Raw genomic sequence first — 13,776 nt, 5'->3', positions numbered from 1 at the left:
TGAGTACTTTTATACTTCAGCGCTTGTGCGGATTAACATATTCCGGTTTGATACCAAGCGCTTCAAGGTAATCCGGCAGGTTGAGTATGCAGAGGAAATCGCTCCAGGGTAAAAAAATAAACTTATTCTGGAGAAAGTGTCGTATATCTTCAGCTTCCGAGGAGTATACAAAAGCGGCCAGCCAGTTCACATCACTCAGGCTTTGCATGTGAGCCTCATATAACGCATCACTGCTGATCTCTATTTCTGTGGGCAACTGTCCTGTGGCACCATCAATACCCTGCCGGGCTTTTGCCAGATGATGGATATTCATGCATCCCTTTGCTGTTGAATCTAATGCCTTGGGGTCAATCCCTGCTTGCATCATCCCCCGCCGGAAATGGGAGTCTCTTTTGATCAAGTAGTACAAAAGACAGGCCTGATAACAGGGGATTGGCAGGTTTTTATCCTCTCTGGTCAAGCTTTTTCTGAGAATCTCTTTTTGAGGCTCAGCCAGAAAACCGGCAGCCCATGGGGACGTCAATATCATGTTAACCAGCCCGGAGTTTGGGGAGGTCATCTGCTTCAGGGCCCAGGACATACTTTGTTGCAGTCTGTCTCGCTCTGCACACAGTGCGTACTCATCACCGGGCAGCATTCTGTTAGCCTCAATCTCAATAATGGTCTTCTGATTAGCCAGGTTGAATTTTTGTGGTTGCAGGGGAAACAATCCCGGAGCGTATGCATTAGCTATTTGCTGGCCAAACTTCGTCAGGGCATTGATTATTTTCTCTGCTGCTCCATCGTGGGCAAATAATGCTGAGTTTTCCCGAATGTAGGTGTCGCGCGCCCTGCATCTGAACGACGAGAGTTGTTTTGTGCCCACCTTGATCGTTATCCCCCGGTAGTGATCATATCCTTCTGGCATGGTAATCGCCAGATCCCGACGCTCAAATGCGAGATTACTGGCCAGGTTTTTTGCTGACTCGTCGTCCCAACCCTCTGTAACCAGCTTTTCCAGGCTTTTGATACAATCTCCCACACTTTGAATGCGGTCGTAGGACGCTTTTATGCCTGTTCGCCCATTTGCCATACGGACATTGATCAAATCGGCGATCATCAGGTTAATGATGAATTTTTTTGACCTGTCATCAACAGCACAATCTGACAGGTCGTATTTGTTCAAAAGAACATTCTGAAATAATTCATAGTTGATAATTGCGGCATGTAATTGAGTAGTAACAACTTTTGCCTGCAACTCCTCCAGGCACATTTCTTCTTCAAAGCCAAGCCAGGATGCATCATAGTAAAACTCCAGTTTCCCATTGTTTGTCGCCTGTCCTGGCGTTTGTGCATGTTTCCAGGGTGTTGGCTGAGCCAACACAAGAGTATCAGGTGCTAAAGGATTCATCGTTGTCGGCGCTCCTGTCATTCACGTTATTTGATTGGCATACAGAGTTACAACTTTTTTGACTGGATGTTCGTGCATAAGTTCAATTTTTTTCACTGCTGACAAAGCTAATCGTTCAGGTTATAAAATATCCAAATCCAGTTGCAGGAACTAAAAAAATCAACGGCTGAGAAATAAACAGAAAACTTAGGTTTTATACCTAAAAGACGCTGACAATCTTTTTTGTTATATTGTCAAACCATTAAACAAGCCAAAGACCAGCACAACCTGGTAAACGACTCTGACTGAGTTGATGTAAACGAGAGCAAGCTGTGACGTCACTGAATAACACAATAATTAGCCATGGAAGCGTTATTGCCCGCCAACTGACGTCCTCCGGATTTTTCAGGCTCAATCACCTCAGAACACTCTGCCAGGCTATTCTGATTATCCTGCTTGCCAGACAGCTGGCCATGATCACATGGCAGCTTCTGCCAGATAACCCGACCGGGCACTCAGCAGTCCAAAGTATCAAGGCACAGATCCCGGCAGCCCAAACTACGGCCAGCAACAATCCGCTTTCTTCGCTGGAGAACCTGCAGCTGTTTGGTAAACCACCCGCCCCACAGCAAACTCCTGTTCCGGAGGATGTCCCCGTTTCACGCCTGGCGGTGCGCATCACTGGCCTGGTTGCCAGCAGTAACCCGGATGAATCCCTGGTCATTATTCGTTCCGGGTCTTCTGATACCACCTATCGGCCCGGCGACACGCTGAAAGGGACACAGGCAAAAGTGGACACGATTTACGCTGACCGGGTCATCATTCGTAATGGCGAGCGGTATGAATCACTGCTGATGTACCCGGATGAAAACAGAAAAAGCCCTGCTATTCAAACAACCTCAGCAAACCGCCCCAAAAGCCGTGCTGTTGCCGATATTCGCCGAAAGCTTCAGGACAAACCGGAGTCCTGGGCAGAGATCGTGACCATTTCACCCGTGCGCAGAGACGGGAAATTACAGGGATACCGGGTCAATCCGGCCAAATATCCGGACTATTTTTCTCAGCTTGGCCTTAAAGCCAACGATATGGCTGTGGCTATCAACGGTTATGACCTGACAGACACCAGTGAAGCCATGAAAGTCATTGGACAACTGTCTTCAATGACTCAGCTCTCATTAACCATTGAGAGGGATGGCCAGCGTTTTGAGATTGACCTGTCTTCCTGATTATTAAGATAACCAAAGGTACCGCTATGTTTTCATCGTCGGTGTGCGCAGGGGAAATCCGTGCACTGATATCCAGGACACGTTTTTTATCCCTGCGCTGGCCGCAGGCGCTATTAACAGCCATACCGTTTGCGCTGGCGTTGCCTTTATCACCCGCTGCACTGGCCAGCAGTTCTTCTGCACCGAACTATAACTCTATGGGAACGGGCAGTTATGCATCCGCCCATTCCCTGTATTCCGCCAGTTTCGATAAGGCGGATATCAAAGAGTTTATCCGCACGGTCAGTGCCAACCTCAACCGCACCATCATTATTGATCCCGCCGTTCGGGGTGAGGTGACTATCCGGGCTTATGAGCAACTGAACCGGCAGCAGTACTATCAGATGTTTCTGTCAGTACTGTCCGTTCATGGGTTCGCGGCGGTTGAAGATGAAAATGGTCTGGTCAAAATCATACCGGACAAAAATGCCCGCACCTCGTCCATCCCGGTGGTGGCCGGTAAAAAGCTGGGCGAACAGGTCGCCCATGGTGGTGATGAGATGGTCACCTGGGTACTGCCGGTAAACCACGTACCTGTCCGTGAGTTGTCACCTATTCTCCGACAACTGGTTGATAATTCAGGCAGTGTCGTACATTACGACCCGTCGAATATTCTGATTCTCAGTGGCCGGGCCAATAACCTTGAGCGTGTTGCCGAGGTGGTTCGTCGTGTTGATCAGGCAGGGATGCGCAATATTCAGATTGTCCAGCTGTTCCATGCCTCCGCCAGTGAGATGGAGCGGATTCTTATGTCGATCTACGCCGGACAGGGCCAGAAAGCCAACGGTATGCCCCCCGTCATTGTCAGCAACGAGGCCAGCAACCAGATCATTCTCTCTGCCGATACCCAGACCCTGCAACGCATGAAAAGCCTGTTGCTGCAGATGGATGCCGAGCGTAAGTCTACTGGCAATATCCGTGTCTTCTATCTCCACTATGCCAAAGCAGAAGACCTGAAAAAGGTACTGGACGGCGTTGGTAAAATGCTGATTGCCTCTGGTAATCGCAGTAAAAGCGCATCCGGTGATTACAGCATTGAAGTCCATGAGCAGACCAACGCACTGGTGGTCACCGCACGCCCTGATGTGATGCAGGCCATGGAATCTGTGATTGAACAGCTGGATATCCGCCGCGCCCAGGTGATGGTGGAAGCCATTATTGTTGAAGTGGCGGATGGGGATGGCATTAACCTGTCATTCCAGCTGGCCAATGCAGATGGCACCAGCCTGATGCAGTTCCAGGATGGTTCAAGCGTTCCTATCGGGGAAATTCTGATGGGGATGAAAGAGGCTGAAGGTGAGAAAGGATCAACCGTGGTCACGACTGATCCCAATACAGGCCAATTAATCACTACCACAAACCCGGATAAAGATGGAGATTACACCGCCCTTGCCGCAGCACTGGCAAAAGTCTCCGGCGCAGCCTTCAGTATCACCTCCGGTGACTGGACTGCACTGCTTCAGGCCGTCACCACATCCAGCCAGTCCAATGTGCTGGCGACGCCAAGCCTGCTGACCCTGGATAATGAAGAAGCCTCCTTTATTGTCGGTGATGAAGTGCCCACACTCACTGGCTCCACGCCCAGCTCCGGTAACGATAACCCTTATCAGACCATTGAACGTAAAGAAGTGGGTGTCAAACTGACGGTCACGCCACAGATCAATGCCGGAGATGCCGTTAAACTGACCATTGAGCAGGAAGTCTCCAGCGTTAATGGCCGAACTCCCGTTGATGTAACCTTTGCTACCCGCAAGGTAAAAACATCGGTGATGGTGAAAACCGGAGATACCGTTGTTATAGGCGGACTGCTGGATGAAAACGTCCAGGAAAGTGTTTCCAAAGTACCGCTGCTGGGTGATATACCCGTCCTTGGTCATCTGTTCCGTTCGACCTCCAGTAAAAAGGTGAAGAAGAACCTGATGGTCTTCCTTCGTCCGACCATCATTCGGGATGATCTGACCATGAACGCCATCAGCGGCCAGAAGTACGACCTTATCCGTGCTTACCAGCTGGACAGGCAGGCCCGGGGTATTTCGCTGATGCCTGGTTTCGACACCCCGGTGCTCCCGGAACAGCCAACGGCCCGGGATTTCCTTGATGAACTAAGACGACAGATGGATGAAGAGTCTGCAGAAGCCGAAAAGGCTGTGGAACTGGAAAAAGCTTCAACCCAGGCATCCATAAAACCAGTTCGTCGTACCGGCGGGGAAAGGTAATGACCGAAGCAGCCTTGAGCCCTGATACAGCTTTAAGCCATGGAACATCCCAACGGGAAGAGCAAGCCCTGAGTGAAGCGCTGGCCCTGACCATTGAGAAACGGATGAGGGATTCGGTGATCGCCGGGCCAGAGTCTGTCAGCCCGGAAAGAAAACGCAACTTACCGTTCTCTTTCGCCCGTCGCTTTAACTTGCTGCTCGCATACAATGACCAGGGCAAGGCTCAGGTCTGGTACAAAGGGCTGCCGTCTACTGCTGCACTGCAGGAGGTCAGACGTTTCGCTGGCGTATCACTGACCCTGATAGCCCTGGACGACGATGAGTTTGAGCAGAAACTGGCCAACCATTATCAACAGGACTCCTCAGTTGCACGACAACTCATGAACGATATCGGTAATGATGAAGGTCTTCAGGCCCTGGCAGAAGAACTGCCAGAAGATGAAGACCTGCTGGAAGCCGACGACGGTGCACCGATTATCCGCCTGATCAATGCCATGCTCAGCGAGGCCATCAAGGAAGGTGCCTCTGATATCCATATTGAAACCTTTGAGCGAAACCTGACCGTTCGTTTTCGTGTTGATGGTGTTTTACGGGAGATCCTCCGTCCCCAGCGCAAGCTGGCAGCCGTGCTGGTGTCTCGGGTAAAAGTCATGGCCAGACTGGACATCGCGGAGAAGCGTATCCCCCAGGATGGTCGTATATCCCTTCGTCTTGGTGGCCGTGCCGTCGATGTTCGTGTCTCAACCCTGCCTTCTCGCCACGGTGAACGTATCGTTATGCGTCTGCTGGATCGCAACAGTGTCCGGCTGGATCTGGCCAGTCTTGGTATGGAAGGCATACTTTGCCAACAGTTTCGGGAGCAGTTGCATAAACCCCATGGCATCCTTCTGGTTACCGGCCCTACCGGTTCCGGCAAGAGTACCACGCTCTATGCGGGGCTGAGTGTTATTAACAACAGTGAGCGCAACATTCTCACGGTTGAAGACCCGGTGGAGTACGAACTGGAGGGGATTGGCCAGACCCAGGTTAATCCAAAGGTAGATATGACCTTTGCCCGTGGGCTGCGGGCAATTCTACGACAGGACCCGGATGTGGTCATGATCGGTGAGATCCGTGACCTGGAAACCGCCGAAATTGCCGTACAGGCGTCGTTAACCGGACACCTGGTACTCAGCACACTGCACACCAATACCGCCGTCGGTGCCGTCACCCGCCTCAGGGATATGGGGGTAGAGCCCTTCCTGCTGGCCTCAAGCCTGCTGGGAGTACTGGCCCAGCGCCTGGTCAGAACACTCTGCCCGGACTGCCGACAACAACGCCCTGCTACCGACCTTGAAATCAGCCTGATGGGGCTTTCGGCAAACCATTTGCTGTGGCAATCCACCGGTTGTGAGGTGTGTCATAACACGGGTTACCGTGGCCGAACCGGCATCCATGAACTGTTTCTGGTCAATGACCGGGTGCGCCAGCTGATTCATGATGGTGCCGGTGAACAAGTCATTGAACAGGAAATACGTCATTCGTCGAATAGTATTCAAACGGATGGTTTCAGAAAAATTCTCAGCGGCATCACCTCTCTGGAAGAGGTGATGCGTGTCACCAGGGAATAACAGCCTATGAGCGTATTTGCTTACGAAGCCCTGGATGCCAAAGGGAAAAAAAGTAAAGGCGTCATAGAAGCCGACTCGCCTCGTCAGGTGCGGCAAAAGCTGCGGATTTCCGGACTCAATGCCATCGCCGTCAGTGCAGCCACTGGCCAGGAAACGTCGGATACGACCCAAAATAAACGTTCATCATCGGGCAGCCTGTTTCGCTCTCTTTATCAAAGAAAGGCAACTGATGCGGAAGTCGCACTACTGACACGGCAACTGGCGACGCTGGTTGCTGCAGGCATTCCCCTGGAAGAGTGTCTACAGGCACTGGTAAGACAGCTGCGCAAACCACACCTGAAATCCATCGTCACCACGGTTCGTTCAAAAATTCTTGAAGGGCAATCGCTGGCAGACAGCCTGGCCTGCTACCCGAAAACCTTTGACCGGCTTTACCGTTCCATGGTGGCGGCAGGGGAAAAATCAGGCCACCTGGATGGCGTGCTGGAAAGGCTGGCCGACTTTACCGAGCATCGCCAGAAAATCAAAGGGCAACTGATTCAGGCCATGATCTACCCGGCCATCCTGACACTGGTTGCCATTTGTGTTGTGGCAGCGCTGCTGGTGACCGTGGTCCCCACGGTGGTTGAACAGTTTGCCCATATGGGGCAGCAGCTGCCAACCATGACGCTCACTCTGATCAGCATCAGTGACTTTGTTCGTGCCTATGGACCGGGCATCGCCATGGCGCTGCTTGTCACCCTGGTAATACGCCAACAGATCCTGCAGCGAAGCCGAACCTGCCGACTGGTACACGACCGCTGGCTACTAAAATTGCCGCTGATTGGCAGTGTTCTCAGCGGGGTCGATGGTGCCCGTTTTGCCAGAACCCTGAGCATACTGACCAGCAGTACCGTGCCATTACTGGAAGGTATGGGAATTGCGGCAAAGGTGCTGGTGAATCAACACATGCAGGCGTCATTGCTTAACGCCGCTGAACGGGTCAGGGAGGGTTCTTCCCTCTGGCAGTCGCTGGAGCAGACCGAACTGTTCTCCCCCATGATGCTTTACATCATTGCCAGCGGTGAAAAGTCCGGTGAACTGACCGGCATGCTGGCCAGGGCGGCAGATAATCAGGATCAGCAATTTGAATCCCAGGTAAATATCGCACTGGGCATTTTTGGCCCATTGCTGATTGTTACCATGGCCGGTGTCGTACTTTTTATTGTTATGGCCATTTTGACGCCAATGCTGGACCTGAACTCACTGGTGGGCGGTTGATGTCTGTGTCCATGGTCCCGTGGGAATGCATATCGTACTTACATTCTGTTGCCAGACTTCAGAGTAAACTTTGCCGTGAAAGAAAAATTGCCACGGAGACACAGAGGCACGGAGACAAGATAAAGTTTTACCTCTGTGTCTCCGTGCCTCCGTGGCAAATCTTTCATACCAGAGGGTGACGAACAATCGTCATGAGTATTTGTGGTAAAAAACCAGTATCAGACCATTAGGAAAACCCAATGAATCCTCTTAATAAAAGACAGAAGCAGTCAGGTTTTACCCTGCTGGAAATCATGGTGGTGATTGTCATTCTTGGCGTACTGGCCAGTATGGTTGCCCCCAACATTATCGGCAATAAAGATAAGGCAGATCTGCAAAAAGCGGTGAGTGATATCGTTGCCCTGGAAAATGCACTGGATATGTACAAGCTGGAAAATAACAACTACCCCTCCACCCAGCAGGGACTGGCAGCGCTGGTCAGCAAACCGTCTGGCAGTCCGGAGCCAAGATCGTACCGTGACAATGGCTACATTCGTCGTCTGCCAAAAGACCCGTGGGGTAACGATTATCTGATGCTGAGCCCGGGGGAACATGGTCCTGTGGATATTTTCTCCGCTGGCCCTGATGGTCAGCCAGGCACCGATGATGATACCGGTAACTGGAACCTGGATAGCTAACCACGCTCAATGGCTAACAACGTTACACACTCCGAAACAGGACAGCGAGTAAACCAGCACGGTTTCACACTGCTGGAAATCATGCTGGTGATGGTACTCCTGGGGTTAGCCATATCCGCCATTCTTCCATCACTGATGCCTGACGACAGTGGTTTACTTATGCAGAAAGAGGCCCGACGTCTGATCATGCTGGCTCAGACCTCGCAGGAGAAAGCACTGCTCCATGGTATGGATATGGGGCTGCAACAGACAACCGAAGGCTACCAATTTCTGGTTTATCAGCAGGGGAAATGGCAGCCAGTCAGCCAGGACCGGACTCTTTCGCCGGTTGCCTTGAATAAGGCCCTGCGGTTGGCCATTTTGCCCGGGGAGTCGGTTTGGCGAGACACTCTGGAACAGGATCAAGGTTTTACCTTTGACACTGACGATAAAGCGTCTTTATCAGACTCCGAACTTAAGGCTGAACCAGATCTGTTCTTCTGGGCCTCCGGAGAGATTTCACCGGCGGAGTTAAAACTCTTTTCTGCGGATGACCCCAGGCACGCCCTGTCTATCAATATCGAAGAACATGGCGAAATCGCCCTGATGGAAGGAGTCCAACGGTGATGCCTTCCAGAGTCTCTGCGGCACAGGGTTTTACTTTACTGGAAGTACTGCTGGCCCTTGCACTGCTGGCCATTGCCGGGATGTCGGTACTGTCCATGAGTGGCGAAAGTGTGCGCAACACGCCGATACTGGAACAACGCACCCTGGCAAGACTGGTGGCTGATAATCAGATGACAGACATTCATCTGACACAGCAGTGGCCAACACTCAGCTGGCAATGGGCAGAGCATGAACTGGCTGGACAGCAATGGTTTGTCCGTTTTCGCAGTATCAAAACCGCTGATAACGATTTCCGGGCGATTGATGTTGAAGTACGCGGTGAACAGGGCGAACAAAGTCCGGTACTGGCGACACTGAGAAGCTATATGGTCAAACAGGGATGATGCAGATCAAACGACAGCAAAAGGGCTTTACCCTGTTGGAAATGCTGGCGGCCATCGCTATTTTCAGCATCATCAGCCTCAGTGCCTGGCAGATTTTTCAGGGCGTGATGACCGCCCATGATGTTGTGCTGACTAAAAATGAGCGCCTGCGACAACTGCAATACACGCTGTTGCTGATTGACCAGGACCTGCAACAAATTGCCGACCGGGGAACCCGGGTAGATAACCGGGTCACGGCGCAAAGCCTGTTCAGCGACTCGCAGATGCTGGACAGTGACGATGAAGCACTGGCACTGGTGCGCCATGGCTGGCACAACCCGGACTACCGGTTACCCAGGCCGGAATTGCAACGGGTCTTTTACCGACTCCGTGATAACCGTCTGGAGCGCCAGTATCATCATGTTCTCGATCCTGCATCCATCAATGTCGAGCCGGTTACCCAGATCTTATTAACCGATATCAACTCACTGAAATTCAGTTTTTACATCAATGGTCAGTGGCGGGACTCTTTATTATTGGCTGAAGGCTCTTTACCGGAAGGACTGAAAATTGAGTTTGATATGAACGACTTTGGACGTATAGAGCGCCGCTATATACTGCCAGCACCCTGGCAGCCTGCATTATGACGGGTCTAAATAATAATGATTCACCACAGAGACACAGAGACACAGAGAAAGACTTTCTTTTCTCCGTGTCTCTGTGCCTCCGTGGCAATGTCTTTTACAAGCCCAATGGTAGCAAAGCCCATTACCCTGATCGCCAGCAAGGCATTGCCCTGCTGAGCGTATTGCTGATACTGACCCTGCTGGTTTTACTGGCCAATGAGTTAACACTCTCCTTTCGCACCCAGTTGACCAGAACCCAATCCATGCAGCAACGGGAGCAGGCGCGCTGGTATGCCTTTTCCGGGGAAAGCCTGGCGATTAAAACGCTGAAACAGAACTTCGAAGATGATCCGGACATCACCCATCTCGGGCAATACTGGGCCACCGCCAATGTAGTATTACCGGTTGAAGGTGGCCAGATTGCCGGTCAACTGAAAGACTCACAGTCCTGTTTTAATATCAATGCCCTGGCAAAGCCGTTCAAAGAAACGAACGACACCTTACAGAGGTCGCCTGAAAGTCAGGTATTTTTTGCCCTGCTGCAATACCTGGAAATACCACAGTGGGAGTCAGACAGGATTACCCGGGCAACCCGAAACTGGGTCAGCAACGAAGATCTTCCCGAAGGTGAAAGTGACCCGGATTACCTCGCCCGGCCACTCCCTTATTTAAGCAGCAAAACCCTGATGCGCGATATCAGTGAATGGCGCGCCGTGGCCGGAGTATCATCGTCAGTCGCCCAAAAAGTTATGCCTTACCTCTGTGCCCTGCCCAGTACCGAGCTGACCATCAATGTGAATACCATTCCTGTTGACCAACCGGAAATACTGGCCGCGCTCTATATTGATCAGCTGCCCGTTGATCAGGCACGCACTATTCTGGAAACCAGGCCACGGGAAGGATGGGATGCGGTGGCTGATTTCACCAGCCAGCCATTGCTGGCCAATTTCAGCAGTACTGGCGCAGACAAGCGTCTGACCATCGTCAGCTACTATTTCGAAATGCATGCAACAGCCAATTACGGCGCAAGCGAAGTCAGACTTAACAGTCTTCTGGCTCGTTCCAAAGACAACCAATTAACGGTCATTCGCCGTAAATTTGGAGGAGTTTAATGAATCCTCACCTGCTATTGAGGTTACCGGAGCATCACGACCAACCGGTTTATTGGCAGCTTTGCCTGGCTATCGCCACTGAAACGCTTCAGGACAACCCTGAACAATACCGCATTGCCCATGGTTTCTGGCCAACAGTATCGGATTTTATTGCACAATATGCCGACACAACCGTCAGCAGCGGGACATTTTCCGGTCAGCCAATTGCTACGATGGCCGTTACCATTCTGGTGCCATCATCCCGGGTGACGCTGCATACTCTGACTATTCAGGGACGACTGACCCCCGCTGTTCGCCAGTCCCTTCCCTGGCGACTGGAAGAAGAGCTGGGTGATGATGTTGAAGACCTGCATGTTGCTGTTCTCCAACATGGGGACAGTCAGGCTCATCTGGCCGTCATCAAACAGGCCGATATGACACAGTGGCAAGGCTGGCTGACCGATGCCGGAGTGATCACCAAACGCTGGGTACCCGATGCCCTGATGCTGCCCATCGAAGAAAATCAGTGCCGTTTATTGCAGATTGATGATTTGACCATTGCCCGATATGGCCAGTGGCAGACAGCCGTCTGTGAGTCACAGTGGTTAACGTTGTTTATGGATGGCCTGAAAAAGGAGCATCCTGAACTGACGTTTTTGGAAACAGAGCAGCATTTCTCATCGCCATTAACACTGCTGGCCCCTCAGGCCGGTAATACACCACTCAACCTGCTGCAGGGAAAATGGCAACCTGCCTCACCCTGGCGCCAACGACTACTGCCCTGGTGGTCCACCGCTCTGATGGCCTGCCTGTTTCTTATACTGGTAACCGCTCACTCGGTGCTGGAAACCCATCAACTGGATCAAACTGCGGCATCTTATCAACAGCAGGCCAACAGTATTTACCAGCAGCTGTTTCCGGGCGAGCGGGTTGTCAGGCTGCAATCCCAGATGCGACAAAAGCTGGCAGCGTTACAACAACCGGAAGAAACATCACAGAGTATGCTGGCCATGCTGGCCCGGATTACCCCGGTGCTTAATGCATTCCCCGAGCTGCAAGCCAGTTCCATGACTTTCTCTGTCAACACCAGAGAAGGTGCACGACAAAGCCTGCGTATTCAGGCGCAAGCCGGTGACTTTGAGGTTTTCACCCGTTTCCGGGAACAGTTTGAACAAGATCTTAACCGGGGCGAAGGGCTGACCATTGCCATAGAAGCCCTTGAACGTACCGGAGATGAAGTGACTGGCATGCTGGTTATTTCAGGAGGTGTGTCCTGATGAGCTTCCTTACCAATACCATCAACAGCGCCAGCCCTTTCTGGCAAAGCATGATTGGCCGCTGGCGGCAACTCTCCCGGCGGGAGCAGTGGCTCACCGCCACAGCCCTGGTCACATTGTTTATCTGGCTGATCTGGCAGGGCCTGATGACACCGCTTGCTGAACAACAGGCACTGGCAGAGAAGAAAGTGGCTGCCAGCCGCGCACAGCTGACGCAGATACAACAGCAGGCGGAGCAGGTCCTCAGCTTGAGAGCTTCAGGTGCCACTGCCCGCCCTGTCAGCAATATGCCCATGGACCAGACCGTCCATCAATTGGCGGGCAGATATCAGCTGGTAATCCAGCGGGTTCAGCGAGCCAACGGCCAGGACGAAACGCTGGATATTGATCTGGCCAATGCCCGCTTCGATAAACTGATAGGCTGGCTGACAACATTGGAACAACAGCACCGGATCAAGGTGGCCAGCATACAACTGGAAGCCACGGATACCAGTGGTTTTGTTGAAGTACGTCGCCTGCAACTTGAACGTGGTTGAGCAGAATATGAAACAGGGAAAAACAGGTAAGGTTATACTGCTTTCGACGCTTGGTCTGGTCAGCTACAGCGGCTTTCTGATCGCCAATATGTCGGCGGCAGCCGTTTGGCAGTACCTGCCAACCAGGCAACTCCCCGTCAACATGTCTGGAATTACCGGTACTCCATGGTCTGGAGCCGCCGAAAGTGTCACGCTGGCGGTGTCTCGAAAACCGCTGGCGCTGCCAGCCATCCGCTGGCAGATTGAACCCGTCTCGCTCCTGAAAGGTGAGGTTCAGGTTTCGGTGGAGCTGGGCAATGCAGCATCCCCTGTTGAAGGCCAGGGAACGGTTGTGATTAACCGACAGACGCTGACACTGAATAATGTCGTACTGGATACCACTGCGCCGTGGCTAGTCGCATCTTTACAATACACGACAGGCGGCAACATTCCCGGTGAATTACAAGGAAATGTCCTGCTGGAACTGGATGAGCTTATTTTAAACGACAAAGGGTGTGTGAATATTAATGGTAATGCAGCACTCACAAACAGTGGGTTAACCTCGCCCTTTGGCCAGTTTGATCTGGGGAACTCAACCGCACAATTAAGCTGCCAGAACCGAAACCTGATCGCCAGGGTGACACAGAAATCATCCATCATGAACAGCTATGGCGATTTTAAGCTGAGTACCAATGGCCGTTATACCTTTACCGGAAAAATGTCACCCGATTCGTCGTTACCTGCACCGATGAAACAAGGGCTGGCTTTTCTCGGACAGCCGGACAGTAACGGTGCCTATGGCTTTAGCTTCAAAAGCTCGATCAAACAAGTATGGATTCCTTAATCGAAACATTGCACAAAGCAGGAGCCCGGCCCGGGAAAGATCCTGCAACAGTTAATGT

The 13,776-nt window shown here is 51.9% G+C and carries 13 protein-coding genes; 12 read left to right on the top strand and 1 reads right to left on the bottom strand.

Annotated features, from left to right (window positions below):
• Positions 1 to 16: 16 nt before the first annotated feature.
• On the bottom strand, positions 17 to 1,390 hold the full coding sequence (locus J7439_RS15455) for a hypothetical protein (protein WP_209202878.1): 1,374 nt from the start codon (positions 1,388 to 1,390) through the stop codon (positions 17 to 19).
• A 311-nt stretch (positions 1,391 to 1,701) separates the two neighbouring features.
• Here J7439_RS15455 and gspC point away from each other — a divergent pair, with 311 nt between their 5' ends.
• The 12 genes from gspC to J7439_RS15395 all read left to right on the top strand — a co-directional run bounded on the left by gspC (position 1,702) and on the right by J7439_RS15395 (position 13,718).
• Positions 1,702 to 2,595 (top strand): type II secretion system protein GspC, encoded by an 894-nt coding sequence (gene gspC / locus J7439_RS15450; protein ID WP_209202877.1) that lies wholly within the window; start codon positions 1,702 to 1,704, stop codon positions 2,593 to 2,595.
• A 26-nt stretch (positions 2,596 to 2,621) separates the two neighbouring features.
• Positions 2,622 to 4,850: a type II secretion system secretin GspD gene (gspD, locus tag J7439_RS15445; RefSeq protein ID WP_209202876.1), complete on the top strand. Its 2,229-nt coding sequence runs from the start codon at positions 2,622 to 2,624 to the stop codon at positions 4,848 to 4,850.
• Positions 4,851 to 4,954: 104 nt separating this feature from the next.
• Positions 4,955 to 6,460 (top strand): type II secretion system ATPase GspE, encoded by a 1,506-nt coding sequence (gene gspE, locus J7439_RS15440; RefSeq protein ID WP_209202905.1) that lies wholly within the window; start codon positions 4,955 to 4,957, stop codon positions 6,458 to 6,460.
• 6 nt (positions 6,461 to 6,466) lie between these two features.
• A complete protein-coding gene (gene gspF, locus J7439_RS15435) occupies positions 6,467 to 7,720 on the top strand; it encodes a type II secretion system inner membrane protein GspF (protein ID WP_209202875.1) in 1,254 nt (417 codons plus the stop codon).
• Positions 7,721 to 7,959: 239 nt separating this feature from the next.
• Entirely contained in the window at positions 7,960 to 8,397 is a 438-nt protein-coding gene (gene gspG, locus J7439_RS15430; RefSeq protein ID WP_163372384.1) for a type II secretion system major pseudopilin GspG, read from the top strand.
• 9 nt (positions 8,398 to 8,406) lie between these two features.
• Entirely contained in the window at positions 8,407 to 9,003 is a 597-nt protein-coding gene (gene gspH, locus J7439_RS15425; RefSeq protein WP_209202874.1) for a type II secretion system minor pseudopilin GspH, read from the top strand.
• Complete coding sequence (gspI, locus tag J7439_RS15420; RefSeq protein WP_209202873.1) at positions 9,003 to 9,386, top strand: type II secretion system minor pseudopilin GspI; 384 nt, start codon at positions 9,003 to 9,005, stop codon at positions 9,384 to 9,386. The genes gspH and gspI overlap by 1 nt, the downstream gene beginning before the upstream one ends.
• Entirely contained in the window at positions 9,383 to 10,012 is a 630-nt protein-coding gene (gene gspJ, locus J7439_RS15415) for a type II secretion system minor pseudopilin GspJ (RefSeq protein WP_209202872.1), read from the top strand. The genes gspI and gspJ overlap by 4 nt, the downstream gene beginning before the upstream one ends.
• On the top strand, positions 10,009 to 11,103 hold the full coding sequence (gspK, locus tag J7439_RS15410) for a type II secretion system minor pseudopilin GspK (RefSeq protein WP_209202871.1): 1,095 nt from the start codon (positions 10,009 to 10,011) through the stop codon (positions 11,101 to 11,103). The genes gspJ and gspK overlap by 4 nt, the downstream gene beginning before the upstream one ends.
• Positions 11,103 to 12,359, top strand: coding sequence for a type II secretion system protein GspL (gspL, locus tag J7439_RS15405; protein WP_209202870.1), 1,257 nt, complete (start codon positions 11,103 to 11,105; stop codon positions 12,357 to 12,359). Before gspK ends, gspL begins: the two co-directional genes overlap by 1 nt.
• Positions 12,359 to 12,895 carry a type II secretion system protein M gene (locus J7439_RS15400; protein ID WP_209202869.1) on the top strand — a complete coding sequence of 179 codons (537 nt, stop codon included), beginning with the start codon at positions 12,359 to 12,361 and terminating at the stop codon, positions 12,893 to 12,895. The genes gspL and J7439_RS15400 overlap by 1 nt, the downstream gene beginning before the upstream one ends.
• Entirely contained in the window at positions 12,888 to 13,718 is an 831-nt protein-coding gene (locus J7439_RS15395) for a type II secretion system protein N (RefSeq protein ID WP_209202868.1), read from the top strand. Before J7439_RS15400 ends, J7439_RS15395 begins: the two co-directional genes overlap by 8 nt.
• Positions 13,719 to 13,776: the final 58 nt, after the last annotated feature.

The organism is Salinisphaera sp. G21_0 (assembly GCF_017744115.1).
GTDB lineage: Bacteria > Pseudomonadota > Gammaproteobacteria > Pseudomonadales > Endozoicomonadaceae > Endozoicomonas.
The sequence above is the reverse complement of the archived record's forward strand: the minus strand, read 5'-3'. Positions and strand labels throughout refer to the sequence as shown.

Bases quoted from the DNA above. Each gene is read 5' to 3' on its own strand.
- J7439_RS15455 (WP_209202878.1), bottom strand. From the start codon at position 1,390: ATGAATCCTTTAGCACCTGATACTCTTGTGTTGGCTCAGCCAACACCC.
- gspD (WP_209202876.1), top strand. From the start codon at position 2,622: ATGTTTTCATCGTCGGTGTGCGCAGGGGAAATCCGTGCACTGATATCC.
- gspE (WP_209202905.1), top strand. From the start codon at position 4,955: ATGAGGGATTCGGTGATCGCCGGGCCAGAGTCTGTCAGCCCGGAAAGA.
- gspF (WP_209202875.1), top strand. From the start codon at position 6,467: ATGAGCGTATTTGCTTACGAAGCCCTGGATGCCAAAGGGAAAAAAAGT.
- gspG (WP_163372384.1), top strand. From the start codon at position 7,960: ATGAATCCTCTTAATAAAAGACAGAAGCAGTCAGGTTTTACCCTGCTG.
- gspH (WP_209202874.1), top strand. From the start codon at position 8,407: ATGGCTAACAACGTTACACACTCCGAAACAGGACAGCGAGTAAACCAG.
- gspI (WP_209202873.1), top strand. From the start codon at position 9,003: ATGCCTTCCAGAGTCTCTGCGGCACAGGGTTTTACTTTACTGGAAGTA.
- gspJ (WP_209202872.1), top strand. From the start codon at position 9,383: ATGATGCAGATCAAACGACAGCAAAAGGGCTTTACCCTGTTGGAAATG.
- gspK (WP_209202871.1), top strand. From the start codon at position 10,009: ATGACGGGTCTAAATAATAATGATTCACCACAGAGACACAGAGACACA.
- gspL (WP_209202870.1), top strand. From the start codon at position 11,103: ATGAATCCTCACCTGCTATTGAGGTTACCGGAGCATCACGACCAACCG.
- J7439_RS15400 (WP_209202869.1), top strand. From the start codon at position 12,359: ATGAGCTTCCTTACCAATACCATCAACAGCGCCAGCCCTTTCTGGCAA.